The organism is Catenuloplanes japonicus, assembly GCF_000717135.1.
GTDB classification, from domain to species: domain Bacteria; phylum Actinomycetota; class Actinomycetes; order Mycobacteriales; family Micromonosporaceae; genus Catenuloplanes; species Catenuloplanes japonicus.
Genome location: NZ_JNXY01000037.1, coordinates 124,002 through 141,330, shown reverse-complemented (window position 1 = coordinate 141,330; position 17,329 = coordinate 124,002). Strand labels below are relative to the sequence as shown.

15 protein-coding genes are annotated in these 17,329 nt (G+C 70.3%); 6 read left to right on the top strand and 9 right to left on the bottom strand.

Going from position 1 to position 17,329, the window contains the following annotated elements; translation table 11 throughout:
- Window positions 1-113: 113 nt before the first annotated feature.
- The 7 genes from trxA to OP04_RS41010 all read right to left on the bottom strand — a co-directional run bounded on the left by trxA (window position 114) and on the right by OP04_RS41010 (window position 7,772).
- Complete coding sequence (trxA, locus tag OP04_RS41040; RefSeq protein ID WP_033345391.1) at window positions 114-428, bottom strand: thioredoxin; 315 nt, start codon at window positions 426-428, stop codon at window positions 114-116.
- Window positions 429-449: 21 nt separating this feature from the next.
- Window positions 450-1,412, bottom strand: coding sequence for a thioredoxin-disulfide reductase (gene trxB, locus OP04_RS41035; RefSeq protein ID WP_033345390.1), 963 nt, complete (start codon window positions 1,410-1,412; stop codon window positions 450-452).
- Window positions 1,413-1,579: 167 nt separating this feature from the next.
- On the bottom strand, window positions 1,580-2,392 hold the full coding sequence (locus OP04_RS41030) for an anti-sigma factor (RefSeq protein WP_033345389.1): 813 nt from the start codon (window positions 2,390-2,392) through the stop codon (window positions 1,580-1,582).
- On the bottom strand, window positions 2,389-3,090 hold the full coding sequence (gene sigM / locus OP04_RS41025; protein WP_051799850.1) for an RNA polymerase sigma factor SigM: 702 nt from the start codon (window positions 3,088-3,090) through the stop codon (window positions 2,389-2,391). Before sigM ends, OP04_RS41030 begins: the two co-directional genes overlap by 4 nt.
- Window positions 3,059-4,522, bottom strand: coding sequence for a protein kinase family protein (locus OP04_RS41020; protein ID WP_232323927.1), 1,464 nt, complete (start codon window positions 4,520-4,522; stop codon window positions 3,059-3,061). Before OP04_RS41020 ends, sigM begins: the two co-directional genes overlap by 32 nt.
- 379 nt (window positions 4,523-4,901) lie before the next feature.
- Window positions 4,902-6,668, bottom strand: a complete 1,767-nt coding sequence (murJ, locus tag OP04_RS41015; protein ID WP_033345387.1) for a murein biosynthesis integral membrane protein MurJ — start codon at window positions 6,666-6,668, stop codon at window positions 4,902-4,904.
- Window positions 6,669-6,725: 57 nt separating this feature from the next.
- The gene (locus tag OP04_RS41010; RefSeq protein WP_063746855.1) at window positions 6,726-7,772 is read right to left on the bottom strand and encodes a hypothetical protein; all 1,047 of its coding nucleotides are present in this window, start codon (window positions 7,770-7,772) and stop codon (window positions 6,726-6,728) included.
- Window positions 7,773-7,854: 82 nt separating this feature from the next.
- Between OP04_RS41010 and OP04_RS41005 the strand changes: the two genes are divergently transcribed.
- The 4 genes from OP04_RS41005 (at window position 7,855) to OP04_RS40990 (ending at window position 11,950) form a co-directional block, all read left to right on the top strand.
- Window positions 7,855-9,309 carry a CCA tRNA nucleotidyltransferase gene (locus OP04_RS41005; protein ID WP_033345386.1) on the top strand — a complete coding sequence of 485 codons (1,455 nt, stop codon included), beginning with the start codon at window positions 7,855-7,857 and terminating at the stop codon, window positions 9,307-9,309.
- 193 nt (window positions 9,310-9,502) lie between these two features.
- On the top strand, window positions 9,503-10,411 hold the full coding sequence (locus tag OP04_RS41000) for a hypothetical protein (protein WP_157241037.1): 909 nt from the start codon (window positions 9,503-9,505) through the stop codon (window positions 10,409-10,411).
- 221 nt (window positions 10,412-10,632) lie between these two features.
- Complete coding sequence (locus tag OP04_RS40995) at window positions 10,633-11,418, top strand: hypothetical protein (RefSeq protein WP_033345384.1); 786 nt, start codon at window positions 10,633-10,635, stop codon at window positions 11,416-11,418.
- 19 nt (window positions 11,419-11,437) lie between these two features.
- Window positions 11,438-11,950 (top strand): methylated-DNA--[protein]-cysteine S-methyltransferase, encoded by a 513-nt coding sequence (locus tag OP04_RS40990; protein WP_033345430.1) that lies wholly within the window; start codon window positions 11,438-11,440, stop codon window positions 11,948-11,950.
- Window positions 11,951-12,011: 61 nt separating this feature from the next.
- On the opposite strand, the gene OP04_RS40985 is transcribed toward OP04_RS40990, so the two are convergent.
- Window positions 12,012-13,091 carry an inositol-3-phosphate synthase gene (locus OP04_RS40985; protein WP_033345383.1) on the bottom strand — a complete coding sequence of 360 codons (1,080 nt, stop codon included), beginning with the start codon at window positions 13,089-13,091 and terminating at the stop codon, window positions 12,012-12,014.
- 35 nt (window positions 13,092-13,126) lie between these two features.
- The gene (locus OP04_RS40980; RefSeq protein ID WP_051799848.1) at window positions 13,127-13,759 is read right to left on the bottom strand and encodes a PadR family transcriptional regulator; all 633 of its coding nucleotides are present in this window, start codon (window positions 13,757-13,759) and stop codon (window positions 13,127-13,129) included.
- A gap of 162 nt (window positions 13,760-13,921) precedes the next feature.
- Between OP04_RS40980 and OP04_RS40975 the strand changes: the two genes are divergently transcribed.
- Both OP04_RS40975 and OP04_RS40970 read left to right on the top strand, forming a co-directional pair.
- Complete coding sequence (locus OP04_RS40975; RefSeq protein WP_033345382.1) at window positions 13,922-14,341, top strand: DUF5318 domain-containing protein; 420 nt, start codon at window positions 13,922-13,924, stop codon at window positions 14,339-14,341.
- A gap of 392 nt (window positions 14,342-14,733) precedes the next feature.
- A complete protein-coding gene (locus OP04_RS40970) occupies window positions 14,734-17,259 on the top strand; it encodes a transglycosylase domain-containing protein (RefSeq protein ID WP_051799847.1) in 2,526 nt (841 codons plus the stop codon).
- Window positions 17,260-17,329 lie beyond the last annotated feature (70 nt).

Here is a 17,329-nt window from a genome sequence, read left to right as displayed (position 1 = left end):
GCGTATCGCGGGTGCACCACGCTCGCGCGTCCCGCGACATCAAGCCGACGTGATCAGTAAAGAGCCCCGGCTCCGCGAAAGGCGTGAACCGGGGCTCTCCGGGCGAAAGAGTCTTACAGCGCGGACTCGATCAGGTTGATCAGCGCGCCCTTGGGCTTGGCGCCGGCCACCGACTTCACCGGCTGGCCACCCTTGAAGATCGTCAGCGTCGGGACGGACATCACCCGGTACGCCATGGCGGTCTCCGGGTTCTCGTCGATGTTCAGCTTGACGATGGTGACCTGGTCACCCATCTCCTTGGCGATCTCTTCCAGGAGCGGGGTGACCTTGCGGCACGGCGCGCACCACTCGGCCCAGAAGTCCACCAGCACCGGCTTGTCGGACTGCAGGACCTGGCTGACGAACGTCTTGTCGGTGACCGACTCCATGAGGCTTCTCCTAAGGGGGTGTTAGATCTCTTCGAACGACGCGATGAAGCGCTCGGCGTCGAGCGCGGCGGAGCAGCCGGTGCCGGACGCGGTGATGGCCTGCCGGTACGTGTGGTCGACCAGGTCGCCGGCGGCGAACACGCCGGGCACGTTGGTCCGGGTGCTGGGCGCGTCGACGGTCACGTAGCCGTCCTCGTCCATGGCGACCTGGTCGGTGAACAGGTCGCTGCGCGGGATGTGGCCGATCGCGACGAAGACGCCGGTCACGTCCAGCACCTTGGTCTCGCCGGAGACCACGTTCTTCAGCCGGACGCCGCTGACCTTGCCGTCCTCGCCGAGGATCTCCTCGACCGCGCTGTTCCACTCGACCTTGATCTTCGGGTTGTCCATCGCGCGCTGAGCCATGATCTTGCTGGCCCGGAACGAGTCGCGGCGGTGCACGATCGTGACCGTCTCCGCGAACCGGGTCAGGAACGTGGCCTCCTCCATGGCAGAGTCGCCGCCGCCGACCACCACGATGTGGTGGTTGCGGAAGAAGAACCCGTCACAGGTGGCACAGGACGAGACGCCGTGGCCGAGCAACTCCTCCTCGCCCGGCACGCCGAGCCGGCGCCAGGCCGAACCGGTGGCGAGGATCACGGCGCGCGCGAAGTAGCTCGTCTCGCCGACCCAGACCGTCTTCAGGCCCTCGGCACCCGGCTCGGTGACCGTGGTGCCGGTGAGCTCGACGCGGGTGACGTCGTCGGTGATGAACTCCGCGCCGAACCGCTCCGCCTGCTTGCGCATCGAGTCCATGAGCTCGGGGCCCATGATGCCGTCGGCGAAACCGGGGAAGTTCTCCACCTCGGTGGTGGTCATCAGCGCACCGCCGGACTGCGCACCCTCAATGACCAGGGGCTTCAGGTTTGCCCGAGCGGCGTAGACCGCGGCGGTGTAGCCGGACGGCCCCGAGCCGATGATGATCAGGTTGCGGACCTCGTCCACTGCCCACTCCTCGTGTCTTCGTGTGCATCGCCACCCGCCCGGTCGGTGGAGGGGATGGGCGGCGATCGCCCCAGCAGAAACGTCGTCGCATGGACCGGGATTCCCGGTCCGGCACCCAGGTGGGCCGGCTCACGTCCACACGGTGCGGCCCGGAAGGTGTTGCCTGCTCACCCTACCGGCGTGCGATACCGGGTGTCCGCTCCCATGCCCGCGGCACCGCACTGCGGACCGGAGACCCACACCACGTCCTGACCGGCGGTGTCGGTGAAGAGGACCAGCAGGCTCGGGCCGCCCTCGAACGACGCGTAGTCGATCAGCCGGACCGTGGCCGCGACCGCACCGTGCTCCAGCCCGATCGCCCGCAGGCAGGCGCGCAGCACGGACTGGTTCTGCAGCGGGAACAACTCGTCCGGCACGGAGCCGTCGCGGCCGACCGAGGGCGCGTCCTGGCCGGAGGCGGACATCGGGCTGGAGAGCGCCTGTGGCGCCGTGCCCAGCTCCTGTGCCGACTCCGGCGTGTAGTCGCGGCCGCTGATCAGGATCTGCTCCGCGATCATCGGCAGGGCCGCCGCTTCCGGTGCGGCGCCGCCGGCGGACGAGGCCACGTCGCTGCTGCTCTCGTCGCCGCCGAGCAGGCCGGTGATGCCGACCGAGGCGAACGCCAGCACGCCGGCCGCGATCGTGGCAGGCAGCACCCAGCGCGGCACGCGGCGGCGCATCGGGATGACATTGGTGGGGAGGAGCCGGGCGAACACGTCGTCAGGCATCGGCTCGACCGGCGCCTCGGCCAGCAGGCGGAGGTCGTCGCGGACCGCGTCGTCGGCCTCGGCGAGCAGCGTGTGCGCCTCCCGCCACTCCGGGTCGGACTCGATCAGGCCGGCGATCTCGTCGCGGCGGGGGTCGCCGTCCAGCGCGCCGCCGAGGTAATCCGCCAGGAGGTCCCACTGAGCCTCGGTGAGTGACGCGTCCGAGCTGCTCACTGTTCCTCCGCCTTCACTCGCAGGGCCTTCCGCCCGGAGGGCGGCTCGCCTTCGGATGAGACGCCGCCGGGGGCCGCCGGGTTCCCGCCGCTCTGAGACCGCGCGGGCCGATCGCTCCGAGACCGGCCGGGCCGCAGGTGGCCGAGCGCGATCGCGAGCTTGGCCCGGCCGCGGGCACACCGGCTCTTCACCGTGCCCTCGGCGACGCCGAGCGCGGCCGCGGCCTCCGCGACCGAGTAGCCCTGCACGTCGACCAGGATCAGCGCGGCACGCTGCTCGAACGGCAGCTCGTCCATGGCCTGCCGGACCACCAGCGCGGTGTCGTGGTCGATGACCGGCGCGGCCGGCTCGCGGTCCGGGCGCTCGTCGTCGGCGGAGGTGACGAGCGGGACCGTGCGGTGGTTCTGCAGGCGCCGGATGCGGTCGAGACAGGCGTTGACCACGATCCGGTGCAGCCAGGTGGTGACCGCGGAGTCGCCCCGGAAACGGCCGGCCGCGCGGTGCGCCGAGAGCAGCGCCTCCTGCAACGCGTCGGCCGCCTCCTCGCGGTCGCCGAGCGTCCGCACGGCCACGGCCCAGAGGCGGTCCCGATGCCGGTGGATCAGCTCGGCGAAGGCGTCCCGATCACCTGCGACGTGAGCCGCGAGCAGCTCATCGTCGGGAGTGTCAGGTGCCCTCGACGATGATTTCGTCGACAACGATCTTCCTCGAGTCCGGCAGCTCCGTGAACCACACCAGCAGGTACTGGTACTTCGCGTCCGGGTCGAGGCCGTCGATGAAGGCCATGGTGGACGCCTCCGAGTTGGTGAACCCGGTGCCGATCGTGCCGTACGAATTGACGAGGTCGCGGTCGAGCGGCTTCAGCTCGTCGTTGCTCCCGCCACGCTTGGCCGCGCCCGGATCGGTCTCGCCGGTCTTCAGCTCGGCCGACACGCCCTTCTCACCGAGCTGGATCTTGACCGAGGAGACCTGGCGCGGGCTGCCCAGGTCGATCAGCAGGCCGAGGCCGTCCTTGAGCTCGCCGAACTTACGCGTGTTGTAGGTCTGCGTCTCCCACGAGGTGCCGTCGTCACCGTCGATGGCCAGCTCCGCATTCCTGCGGTCGCCACCGTCGCCGTTCGGCCCCGGGTCGACGACGCGGATCTGGTCCTTCGTCAGCTTGAACGGCTGCGGGTTCGACACCGCGCCCGGAGCGGCGCCGCCGGCACCCGGGTTGGCGCCGGCCTCGACGGCCGGCTTGTCCTCCGGGTCGCCGCCCAGCGCGGAGATGCCGAGCATCAGGCCGATGACGGCGATGGCCAGCAGCGCGGCCACACCGACCGCGATCTTGCGGGCGGCGCTCTGCGGCTGCTCGGGGCTCTGCTCGTCGCCGCTCTGCGTGAACCGGAGCGGGCCGACCTCTTCGAGGTATTGCTCCTCGGCGGCGGAGTCGAGCCGGGCCAGCTCGGCCGCGAGCACGTCGGAGGCCGGGACCGCGAGCTTCGGATCCAGCAGGTCCATCGTCAGGTCGTCGAGGTAGGCGGGCACACCGGCGCGCGCCTGACGCGGCGCCACTATCGTGCCGGAGCCGTCCCGCACCGCGTCCTGCACCCGGGAGGCGCCGGCCTCGGTGTGCGGCCAGTGGCCGGTGAGCGCGAAGTAGAGGACGCCGCCGACCGCGCGGACATCCGCATCCGGCTTGTCGTCGCCGTCGGTGCGCGCGTCCGCGAGGACGACCCGGCCGTCCGTGCCGATCATGGTGGTGCCGGCGTGCACGTTGCCGTGGATCATGCCGGTGGAGTGCACGGCCGCGACCGCGTCCGCCACCGCGCGGGCGATGCCGATCGCACGGGCCGCGTCCATCGGACCGGACTCCGCGACCACGTCGCGCAGCGCCACGCCGTCGATCCATTCGCGCACGACGTAGGCCCGCTCGCCCTCGTCGATCGCGTCGTAGACGCCGGCCAGGTTGGGGTGGATGACACGACTGGCCGCCACGGCGGACTGCAGCATCTCGGCCGCGTCCTCGCCGCCGGGGTAGCGCAGCACGACAGCGACCGGCCTACGGAGGATCACGTCCGTGCCGCGCCAGATCTGCCGGCCCGCGCTGTCGTCGTTGACGTGTTCTTCCAGCTGGTAACGGTCGGCCATGACGTCACCGACGGCTGGTTCACCGAGGGTCATCACAGACGGAACCGCCTCGGCGGCCTCTCGACCTTCGCCGACCTGGGTCACCCGTCCTCCCTCGGTGAGCACGTGTCTCAATAGATCTGCGATCAATGGAACGCGCCGCGGACATCCTCCCACTAAGGGTAGGCGTCACGCCGCTTCCGCCGTGAGCGACCTTACCTGGATCGCGGGCACTCCCGGCGTGTCATCCTCCCGCGCCGCCACGATGCACGGCGACGGGAGCCAAGCCCCGTAGAGATTGTGCTCCCTACCTGGGTAATTACTCAAAGCCTCTGTCCGCAACCATCGGGTGATGAACGGGATTCATCCCCATTCATCCCCGGCGGTGCGATGCCCGAAACTACCGCTTCACCTTCCGGATCACCATGTCCAGGACCTGGGTGACCTCCCGGATGCGAAGCAGCAGCGCGAGGCCCACATAGGTGCCGCCGATGACCGCGCCGCCGACGACCAAACTGATGATCGCTTCCAGGCGGGACAGGTCGCTGCCGCCGGGCAACAATTTCATTACGAGAATGCCGACGATGATCGCGCCCGCGCTGGCGGCCAGCACCTTGGCGAACGTGCCGGCCACCTCGCGCACGCCGATCGCACCGATCCGGCGGCGGAGCACGGTGGCGGAGATAACAGCGGAAACCAGGTAGGAAGCCGCATTGCTCACCATCAGGCCCGCGGCGAGCCAGGTGGTGTCGAGCAGCATGAAACAGGCGACGTACAGCGCGATCCGGATCGCCACGCTCGGCAGGTTGACCAGCGCGGCCGTCTTGTTCTCGGACATCGCGTAGTTGGCGAACGTGAAGAGCTGGCTGATCGAGAACGGGATCAGCGCGATGCCGGCGCCGACCAGCACGAACGAGGCCGCGACCGCCTCGTCGCCTTCGATCGCGCCGTACCGGAACAGTGCCACCATGATCGGCGCGGCCAGCACGCCGTAGACCACCGCGACCGGGGCCAGTGCCGCGGTCGCGGTCCGCATGCCGCGGGACAGGTCCGCCGCGATGTCGGCGAACCGTCCGTCCGCGGCCGAGGCGCTCATCCGCGGCATCAGCGCCGTGATGATCGAGACCGCGATGATCCCGTGCGCCATCATCAGCAGGAGGTAGACGTTCTGGTACATCTGCGGGCCGGTCCCGTCGTTGCCGGCGGCGGTGTTCAGCAGGTTGAACGCCACGGCCAGCGCGATCTGGTTGACCACCACGTAGCAGAACATCCAGGCGCCGAGCTTGCCCAGCTCGCGCAGGCCGAGGTCGCGGAAGTTGAACCGCCACTTCCAGCGGAAGCCGACCTTGCGCAGCGCCGGGACCAGGCCGGCCGCCTGCACGGCCACGCCGAGCAGCGTGCCGCCGCCGATCAGCGCGATCCGGTCGGCCGTCATCTGCTCCGGCGCGAGCTTCGTGGCGCCGTAGAGCAGCAGGTACGCGCCGCCGACGCCGATCACGATGAGGTTGTTCAGGATCGGCGTCCACATCGGCGCCGCGAAGTGGCCGCGCGTGTTGAGCACGGCGCTGACCAGCGCGGAGAAGCCGGTGAAGAACAGCATCGGCAGCATCAGCCGGGACAGGTCGGTGATCAGGCCCCGGTACTCCGGCGTCACGTTGTCGCCGGTGGTCAGGACCATCGTCAGCAACGGCGCGGCGATCACCGTGAGGACGGTGGCCACCGCCAGCACGATCACCGCGAGGCTGAGCAGCGTCTGGGTGAACGACTGGCCGCCGTCCGGGTCCGCCTTGCGCCGCCGCACCAGCAGCGGCAGCAGCACGCTGGAGAGGATGCCACCGAGCAGGAAGTCGTAGACCATGCCGGGGAACAGCTGCGCGTTCGCGTAGGCGTCGCCGATCGCGGTGCCGAGCGCGGCCGTCAGCACCATCGTGCGCAGGAAGCCGGTGCCGCGGCTGACCAGGCTGCCGGCCGCCATGATCAGGCTGTTGCCGGCCGTGCTGTTGCTCGCCGGCGCCTCCGGTGCCTCCGCGCCCGGGACCTCGCCGCCACCGGCCATCGTGTCCGTGTCCGGCACCACCGGGGTGTCGATCAGCGGCGGCGCCTGCGTGTCGTCGTAGGGGCCGTCGCGATGGCCTGCGTTCGAGCTCCGGTACAGACCGCCGGTCATGTCGCATCCCCTCGAACCCGCCCGGCGGACCCGCGTGCCGCCGGCGTTGCACGCACCCTAGTCAACCCGAGCACGTTCCGCGTCCGCGAGCGGGACCGGGTGATCCGGACAGACCAGGCGCAACAGCGTGCCGGGGACGGCGCCGGCGATCTCCTCGACGACCCACGCGGCCTCGGCCGGGGCCACGGGCGCGGTCAGCGCGTCCAGCACGGCCGGGTGATCACAGCCGGCACTCTCAAGAGCTTCGAGCAGCGTGGGTACGGACGTGAGGTCCCCGGCGTGGACGATGCGCCGGGCGATCGGCACCACGGCGGCGGCCGTGCACCAGGGCGCGCCGTAGACCTCGGAGGTCAGCCGCTCGCGCGCGGCCCTCAGCAGCTCGTCCAGGCCGGCGAAGGGGAAGGCGCGGTCCGTACCCACGCGGAGGCTCTTGATCGTGAGATCCAGCTCGTTGCGTTCCGGACGCTGCGCGGCGACCCAGCCGAGACCCTCCTGACGGTGCCAGTCCAGGCCGCCCCGGCGACCGTCCTGGCCGGTCAGCAGCCGCGCGATCGCCCGGTCGGTGAGCGCCTCCGGATCCACCGGCGACGGCCACCAGCGCGGCTCCGCGAAGAACGGAAGCGGCTCCTGCTCCGGGCCGGCCTCCAGCGGCGCGGGGCGCAGCGCGCGGAACGCGGCGGTGAACAGCGCGCGGGCGACCGGCACGTCATCCGCGAGCGTGATCGGCGTGAACCGGCTGAGCAGCGCCACGACCAGGCCGGGGTGGGGCAGCGACGGGTCGTTCATCGCGATCACGCGGCCGATCAGGTCCAGCTCGGGCCAGCGCAGCGCGTGCGGCCGGGCGTCGTCCGGCGCGTCCCAGCCGAGCATCGTGCCCTCGTGCGTGTCGAAGCCGGGCGCGACCAGCTCCAGCAGGTGGGACGGCGCGGCGAAGTCCAGTTCCAGCCGCAGCCGGTAGCCGCCCGCGACCGGCAGCAGCACCACCAGCTCGGGCCTGGGCAGCGGCTCGCCGGGCCCGGGTGGCGGCTCCTCGGCGTCGAAGAACCACTCGGACCAGAAGGAGGAACGGCCGGCGAGCACGCGCAACGCCTCGGGGACTGGCATGGGTAATCATCCTGCCCCGTCCGGCGGCGGCGCGACGGTCGGGTCCGCAGTGCGTGAGCGCTGGCGATACGCTGGCGGTCCCATGTCTGAAACGTCCCAGGGCCCCGTGGGGGTCGATCAGCTCTCCGCCGTCCAGCGCAACGCGGTCGCGGAGTTGTTACGTGTCTCCCCCGTCGCCGACGAGCTCGGCCGCAGATTCGCCGCGGCCGGTCACGAGCTGCATCTGGTCGGCGGGTCCGTGCGTGACGCGCTGCTCGGCCGGCTCGGTGACGACCTCGACTTCTGCACGGACGCGCAGCCGGAGCAGACGCTCGGCGTGCTCAAGGGCTGGGCCGAGGCGATCTGGGAGACCGGGCGCGAGTTCGGCACGATCGGCGCGATGCGCGGCGGCCTGCGGCTGGAGATCACCACGTTCCGCGCCGAGGCCTACGACGGCGTCAGCCGCAACCCGGTCGTCCGGTACGGCACCAGCCTCGCCGACGACCTGGTCCGCCGCGACTTCACCATCAACGCGATGGCGGTCAGCCTGCCGGGGCACGAGTTCACCGACCCGTACGGCGGTCTGCAGGACCTGGCCGCGCGCGTCATCCGCACGCCCGGCACGCCGGAGCAGTCGTTCGGCGACGACCCGCTGCGCATGCTGCGTGCGGCCCGGTTCGTCGCGAAGCTGCGGTTCACGCCGGACCCGGCCGTGGTCGCCGCGATGACCGCGCTCGCGCCGTCGCTGGACCGGATCACGGCCGAGCGGATCCGCGACGAGTTCACCAAGCTGATGGTCGGGGCGGACCCGATCACCGGGCTGCGGCTGCTGGCCGACACCGGCCTGGCCGACCGGTTCCTGCCGGAGCTGCCCGGCCTGAAGCTCGCCATCGACGAGCACGCGCAGCACAAGGACGTCTACGAGCACACGCTCACCGTGGTCAGCAACGCGATCCGGCTGGAGGGCGGCGGCGAGCCGGACTTCACGCTGCGGATGTCCGCGCTGCTGCACGACATCGGCAAGCCGGCCACGAAGGCGGTCGGCGCCGACGGCCGGGTCAGCTTCCACCACCACGAGGTGGTCGGCGCGCGGCTGACCCGCCAGCGGATGAAGGCGATGCGCTACCCGAAGGACGTCACCGCGGACGTGACGCGCCTGGTCGAGCTGCACCTGCGCTTCTACGGCTACGGCCGGGGCGAGTGGACCGACTCGGCCGTGCGGCGGTACGTGACGGACGGCGGGCCGCTGCTCGACCGGCTGCACAAGCTCACCCGCTCCGACTGCACGACCCGGAACCGGCGCAAGGCCGCGGCGCTGTCCGCGGACTACGACGCGCTGGAGGAGCGGATCGCGCGGATCGCGGCCGAGGAGGATCTGGCGCGGGTCCGGCCGGACCTGGACGGCAACGCGATCATGGAGCTGCTCGGGCTGCCGCCGGGGCCGCTGGTCGGGCAGGCCTGGCGGTTCCTGAAGGAGCTGCGGCTGGAGCGCGGGCCGCTGACCCGCGACGAGGCGGAGGACGAGCTGCGCCGGTGGGCGCGGGAGCAGAGCCTCTAGATCTGGCACGCCGTGAGGCACAGCCCTTTAGGACGAGTTCCCTCACCGATCCGTTCATCCATTTCGATCGGATCAACCGCTTCCGCCGTGCCCGCGAGGTCCGCTAGGTTCACTGCTCGGCTCGCTCGTGAGAGCGGGTCGGTTCGCGGCTAAGGAGGGCCGGGCAGTGCGACCGTGCGCCATCTGCGGTGGGGTGACGGTCACTGCCGACGGCACGTGCGCCGGGTGCGGCGTGTCCCGCGGGCGGTTGCAGACGCCGGGATTCCCGGCAAATCCGGCGTACCGCCCGGTGTCCGGGCCGCCGCGCGACACGGCGGAGACCACACCGCTGCCCCCGGTGTCCGCGCCGCCGATCGTTCCCGGGCCGAGGCCGCCGGCGTGGCGTACCCCCGCGGCTCCTGCTCCTGTTTCTCCCGCTCCCCCGATCTTCTCGAAAGCAGAGCCGGTCATCGGGTACGACGCGCCCTCCCCCGCGCTGGCCGGCACGGAGCGGGCGCACCCGTTCGCTGTCGTGCTGGTCGTGCTGGCAGGCGTGGTCGCGGCCGTCGTGCTCGGCGCGGTCGTGGTGCAGTTCGCCGGTGCGGACTCCCGGGCCGCGGACCGGCTGGCCGGACCACCGCCCGCGCCGGTCTCGCTGGTCTCCCCCACGCCGTCCCCGTCCCCGTCCCCGTCTCCGTCGCCGTCCGCGAGCCCGGTCGTGGACGCATGCCTGGCCGGCCCGTGGCGCGTGGTGGAGCAGCGCGAACTGGTGGCGTTGCCCGGCCTCGGCACGATCGCGGTGACGCTGACCGGCGCGGGCCCGGCCGTCACCTACGACGCGGCCGGGACCGGCAGGGCCGACTACGGAACCGCGACCGTCTACACCGCGCTCGTGGGTGGACGGGAGACGCTGATCACGGTGCGCGGCACGGTGTCGTTCGAGTTCGTGACCGTGGACGGCGTGACGGCCGCGACCGAGGCCCGGTCCGCGGCCACGTTCACGATCGAGGGAGATCAGCCGGGTGACTGGCCGGCCTCGCTGACCGAGTGGGGTTACCGGTGCGGTGCCGGCGAGCTGGTACTGACCGGGCCGGATGCGCAGCGTGAGCGGCTGACCCGCTGAGTCCGATTCGTCGCCGTGCGGCGGGAAATGCCGCAGTGAGTAAGATCCGCTGACCGTTGAGGCCATTGGGCCGAGTGGATCGCACCCGCTAGCGTCGCGGTCGGAAGCGGAAATACGAGCCGGGAGGCGACATGGGGCCCTGCGCGGTCTGTGGTGGCGGCACCATCGACGCGGCCGGTAACTGCACGCAGTGTGGCAATTACCGTGGGACGAGCGAGGTCGTGTCCGGACCGCCGGCCAGTTACTCTCCGGCAACGCCCCCTTACCCGCCCACCAGCGGCGCCGGCTACAACAATCCGTACCCGGTCAGCGGCGGTGGATATCCGACGAGCCCGCCGCCGCAGGCGTACTCGCCTCCGCCGCCCCCGTTCACGCCGCCGCCGCAGGCGTACCCGCCGGTCTACACGCCTCCGCCGCCGCAGAACAAGGGCCGGCGCGGGCTGAACGTGCTGATCGGCGCGCTGGTCTCGGTCGTGCTGGTGCTGCTCTGCTGCATCGGCGGCGCGGTCTGGTTCTCCAGCCTGCCGGACTCGGACACCGAGGCCGGCAGCGACCCGACGCCGTCCGCCTCGGCCTGGTCGGACCCGAACATCGACGCCTGCACGGTCGGCACCTGGAACATCTCCTCGCACGTCGAGGACCTGGAGGTGCCCGGCGTCGGCACGATCAAGCTGACCGGCGGCAAGGGCGCGAAGCTCACGCTCACCGACGACGGCACGGCCGTGATGAACTACGGCGCGGGCACGGAGTGGACCGGCTCGGTCAGCGGGCAGAACGTGCGGCTGCGGATCAAGGGCCCGGTGACGTACGACTACACCGCGCGCAACGACCGGATCACGCTGACCGGCACGGACACCTCGGCCACGTTCGTCATCTACGTCAACGGCGAGGAGACCGCGGCGGAGCAGGAGTTCCTGGCCGCGAACGACGTGGCGGACTACACCTGCACCGACACCCGCCTGACCCAGAAGGGCAAGCTCTACACGATCGAGTACACCCGCGGCTGACCGGAGCACAATGGGGCCCATGCGCTGGGTGGTGATCGACTCGCCGATCGGCGAGCTGTCCGTGGGCGCGGACGGCCCGGGTGTCGCCGGGCCGGCCGCGGTGGGCGGAGTGCACTTCGGACGGCACCCGGCCGCGGCTCCGCCGGTGGCCGGGGAGCACGCGCTGCTGGACTCGGCCGTGGCGGAGCTGCGGGCGTACTTCGAGGGCACGCTGACCGATTTCACCGTGCCGCTGGCGGTGCCCGGCGGTTCGGACTTCGAGCGTGCGGTGTGGGAGCGGATCGCCCGGGTGCCGTACGGCGAGATGATCACCTATGGGGAGATCGCGACCGGTCTGGGCGACGCCGGTGCGGCCCGCGCGGTCGGCACCGCCTGCAACCGCAACCCGGTCCCGGTCATCGTGCCGTGCCACCGGGTGGTCGGTGCGGGCGGGAAGATGGTCGGCTTCGGCGGCGGGCTGCCGCGCAAACGGGTGCTGCTGGAGATCGAGGCGCGCGTGAAGCTGGAGCGCGACTGGCTCTCTTTCGGGTGAATCTCTGTCCTTATATATAGGGGAGAAGACCGGAACCCGGCCTTCTCCCCTACGCACCGTGTCAGCTCTCGATCTCACCGGCGATGAACTTGTCCACGGACGCGTGCGCGTCGTGGTCGGAGTACTGCACCGGCGGTGACTTCATGAAGTAGGACGATGCGGACAGCACCGGGCCGCCGAGCTTGCGGTCCATCGCGATCTTCGCGGCCCGGACCGCGTCGATGATGACGCCGGCCGAGTTCGGCGAGTCCCACACCTCGAGCTTGAGCTCCGCGTTCAGCGGCACGTCGCCGAACGCCTTGCCCTCCAGCCGGATGTACGCCCACTTGCGGTCGTCGAGCCACGGCACGTGGTCGGACGGGCCGATGTGCACGTCGCTCTTGACCATCTCGTGCGGGATCTGCGACGTGACCGACTGGGTCTTCGAGATCTTCTTCGAGATCAGCCGGTTGCGCTCCAGCATGTTCATGAAGTCCATGTTGCCGCCGAAGTTGAGCTGGTACGTGCGCAGCAGCTCCACACCGCGGTCCTCGAACAGCTTTGCCAGCGCGCGGTGCACGATGGTGGCGCCGACCTGGCTCTTGATGTCGTCGCCGACGATCGGCAGGCCCGCGTCGGTGAACTTCTTCGCCCAGACCGGGTCGGAGGCGATGAAGACCGGCAGCGCGTTGACGAAGCCGCAGCCCGCGTCGATGGCGGCCTGCGCGTAGAACTTGGCCGCCTCCTCGGAGCCGACCGGGAGGTAGGCGACGACGACGTCGACCTGCGCGTCGCGCAGCGCCTGGACCACGTCCACCGGCTGCTCGTCCGACTCCTCGATGATCTCGCGGTAGTACAGGCCGAGACCGTCGAACGTCGGGCCGCGCTGGACCTGCACGCCGGTCGGCGGCACGTCGGCCAGCTTGATCGTGTTGTTCTCACTGGCCACGATCGCCTCGGCCAGGTCACGGCCGACCTTCTTGGCGTCCACGTCGAATGCGGCGACGAACGTCACGTCCGAGACGTGGTAGTCGCCGAAGGTGACGTGCATGAGACCGGGGACGCGGTCGTTGGGGTCGGCATTGCGGTAGTACTCCACACCCTGGACCAGGGACGAGGCGCAGTTACCCACACCGACGATGGCCACGCGGACGGAACCCATCCCGCTTGCCTCCTTCTTGTTGTTCAGCCTTGTGTTCACGACAGGTCGTCTCTGCCATGGCGTTCCTGCTCTCCGCCGGTGCTTTCGGCGGAGAGCGGGAGATTGGGGGGCCGGCCCGGCCCGCGACCGGAGCGCTCACCCGCGATGAGTTCCTCCAGCCACCGGACCTCGCGCTCGCAGGCGTCGAGGCCGTGGCGCTGCAGCTCCAGCGTGTACGCGTCGAACCGCTCGCTGGCGCGGGCCAGCAGGTTGCGCAGGCCCTCGCGCCGCTCTTCGACCTTCCGGCGGCGGCCTTCCAGGATGCGCAGCCGGGTGGCGCGGTCGGTGCGGGCGAAGAACGCGAAGTGGACGTTGAACGCCGCGTCGTCGTAGGTCTCCGGCCCGGCGTGTGCGAGCAGTTCGGCGAACCGCTCCTTGCCCTCGGCGGTGATCCGGTAGACGATCCGCCCCCGCCGGCTGGTCAACGCCGGGACCTCATCCGCGGTCGCGGGCGTCTCACCGGCCTGTGCGATCCAGCCGGCGAGCTGGAGCCGCTTGAGCGTGGGGTAGAGCGTGCCGTAGCTGATCGCCGCGCGGATCGGGCCGAGCTTGGTGCCGAGCTCCTTGCGCAGTTCGTAACCGTGCATGGCGGACTCGGTGAGCAGCCCGAGGATGGCGAACTCCAGCACGGCTCCTCCTTCATCCGATGTATCGGCCCGATACATCGAACCGTAGAACGAGAGATGGCCGGTTGGCAAACGCCGCGGCGTGAAAGTTCGGCGGTCGCCACTGTCTGTCACGGAAAGTGAGCGTTGTCGCCTCTTGGCCAATCAGCCGTTACTCTTCAGTCCGTGCGAACGCAGCGGCAGGTGGTGGACTACTCGCTTCAGAGGCGAGCAGTGCTGCGCGACGTGCATTCGGGCAGGGTGGGCGTCCACGAGGTCTGCGATGCCTCGCCCTACCTCAAGAACGCGGCACGTTTCCACGGTGAGCCCACCGAGGAACGGTGTCCGATGTGCCGCCACGAGAACCTCACGCTTGTGCACTACATCTACGGTGACGAGCTCAAGCAGTCGGCGGGACAGGCCCGGAAACTGGCCGAGCTTCCGATGCTCGCGATGACGCTGAGTGAGTTCCAGGTGTACGTAGTGGAGGTGTGCCAGGGCTGCTCCTGGAACCATCTGGTGGAGCAGTTCCTGCTGGGCCGCGAGGGCCTGGAGACGGACGAAGCTGTCGGGGACACCGGCCGGCGGCGGGGAGCGGAACGGTGACGCGCTCGCAGTCAGCCGGGGACGCACGTCAAGTCGTTAGCCTGATAAGTCCGTTTAATCCGGATGTAACGGCTATAAATTCAGATGAAGGGGTGGCGGTCTTCAGTACCGCGCCCCTTATGTCCGTTCGTGGCGAAGCTCACGGCCACCCCCAAGGGTCGTCGACTCGCGCCACCGCGACCGGCAGGGTGTGACGAATGAACGCGTACGGCGAACCCAGTCCTCCGCACGGCCGGGCCTCCGGCCCGGGTGGGGGTCGGATGCCGGGCTCTGACGAGCCGGGAAGCCGCTCCGGAGGAAGCACGCCCCCGCGTGCCGCCGGCAGCGCGCGGCCCGGAGCGCCCAGCGCACGTGCCTCCGTCGGCGGCAGTGCCGCGGTCGGTGGCGCACGGGTGCCGGGCACCCCGGGCTCCGCGAGCCCGGGACGTGCCACGGTCGGCGGCAGTGCGGCCGTCGGCGGCGCGCGCGTGCCCGCAGCGGGCGCGCCGGGCCGGGCCTCCGTGGGCTCCGCCGGCCCCGGGCGTGCGTCCGTGGGCGCGAGCGCGGCCGTGGGCGGCGCACGTGTGCCCGGCGCGGGCGTGCCGGGCCGGGCCAGCGTCCGTCCCGTCTCGCCGGCCGGTCCCGGCTACGGCGGGCCGGGTGGACCCGGGCGTCGTACCCGTGGCTCCGCCTCGCTGGACCCGGAGGCCGCGAAGCGCGCCAAGCGTCGCAAGATCGCCAACTGGTCGATAGCGGCGTTCGCGGTGGTCATCATGACCGCCGGCGTCAGCATCGTCGGCCTGACGTACTTCTTCGACGACATCCCGGACATCAACACGTTCGAGCCGGAGGCGTCCGCGGTCGTCTACGCGGACGGCAGCGAGGTCACCAAGCTCGGTGAGGCGAACCGTACGGTCGTGTCGCCGGACAAGATCTCGAAGGTCGTCAAGGACGCGGTGGTGGCCGCGGAGGACAACAAGTTCTACGACCACCACGGCATCGACATGAAGGGCATCGCGCGCGCGGCCTGGAACAACGTCTCCGGCGGCACCACGCAGGGCGCGTCCACGATCACGCAGCAGTACGCGCGGCACGCCGCGGATCTGACCGGCATCAACTACAACCGGAAGATCCGCGAGGCGCTGCTGTCCCGCAAGATCGAGGACACGTACAGCAAGGACGAGATCCTGTCGTTCTACCTGAACGCGATCTACTTCGGTCGCGGGGCGAACGGGATCGAGGCCGCCGCCAAGGCGTACTTCAACAAGTCGGTCACCACGCCTCCGGGCGAGGAGAACGCGATCACGCCGTCCGAGGCCGCCGTGCTCGCCGCCGTGATCAAGCAGCCCGAGCCGGTCCAGGGCGGCCACCAGGGCTACGACCCGGCGTACAACATCGAGGCCTCGAAAGAGCGCTGGGGCTACACGCTCAACAACATGGTGGCGATGGGCACGCTGAGCGCGGAGGACCGTGCCAAGGCGGAGTACCCGAAGGCGGTCGACTACGACCCCGAGAAGACCTGCCACCTGCAGTGCGTCGACGACAAGCCGATCGGGCACGTGCTGAAGTACGTGCAGGCCGAGCTTAAGGCGATGGGGATCACGGACTGGCGGCAGAAGCCGTACAAGATCAAGATCTCGATCAACCCGACCATGCAGAAGCTGGCGCAGGAGGCGGCGTCGCGCGACAGCAAGAGCTCGCCGATGAACAAGCTGGCCGAGAACCACCAGGCCGCGCTGGTCGCGATAAACCCGGCGAACGGCCAGGTGCTCGCCTACTACGGCGGCGACAACGGCCTCGGCTTCGACTACGCCGGACTCAACGGCGGTCACCCGCCGGGCTCCACGTTCAAGATGTATACGCTGGCCGCCGGCCTGCGTGAGGGCATGTCGATGGACTCGTACTGGGACGCGACCAAGACCGAGGACGAGAAGCGCAACCGCGAGATCTCCGACGCCGGCCGTGCCGTCCCCTCCTGCAAGCAGTTCTGCTCGCTCGAGTTCATGACCAAGGAGTCCCGGAACACCGCGTTCTACTGGATGACGGACGCGATGGGCCCGGACAAGGTCGTCGCCGCCGCCCGGGACGCCGGCGTCAAGAGCATGTGGACCAACGAGGGCGACGTGGTCAACCTGACCGAGGCCGACCCGGCCAAGGTCGCGCCGAGCAAGTTCGACGTCGAGGTCGGCTTCGGGCAGTACCCGGTGAAGGTCATCGAGCACGTCAACGGCCTGGCCACGCTCGCCGCGCGCGGCGTCTACAACCAGGCGCACTTCGTGGTCAGCGTCGAGAAGCGGAACACCTCGACCGGCGAATGGGCCAAGGTCAACGGCGAGCAGCTCAAGCCGGACCAGCGCTTCGACACCGAGCAGATAGACAGCATGCTCAAGGTGCTCCAGAAGATCCCCGCGTTCAGCGAGGTCAACCCGCACGACCTGGCGGGCGGCCGGCCGGCGTTCGCCAAGTCCGGCACCTGGGAGCTCGGCCGCGGCAACGACCCCAGCGCGAACGGTGACGCCTGGTACATGGGCGCGACGCCACAGATCGCGGCCGGTGTCTGGGTCGGTGGCAAGGGCGACCGTGAGGCGCTCAAGGAGTCCAACGGCAACAACATGTTCGGCGGCGGCACCCCAGGCCAGATCTGGGAGAACTTCATGAACGCCGTGAACAAGGAACTGAAGATGAAGGTCGAGAAGTTCCCCGAGGGAAGCTTCGTCGGCGACCCGAGCGTGCTCGCGAACGGTGTCTCCCCGGCCCCCAAGCCGCAGGACACCGGCAAGAACAACCCGAACCCGGGCAAGAGCTGCGAGCCGTTCGACTTCGACTGCCTCTTCGGCAACAACAACGGCGGCGGCAACAACACGCCGACGACGCCCACCACGCCGGAGACCCCGGGCGGCCCGCCCGGCCAGGGCAACGGACGCAACGACGACGATTAGCGGTCCATCCGCCTGATCACGACAAGGCCGGTGCGCACGATGTGCGCACCGGCCTTTTTCATTGCCGGGC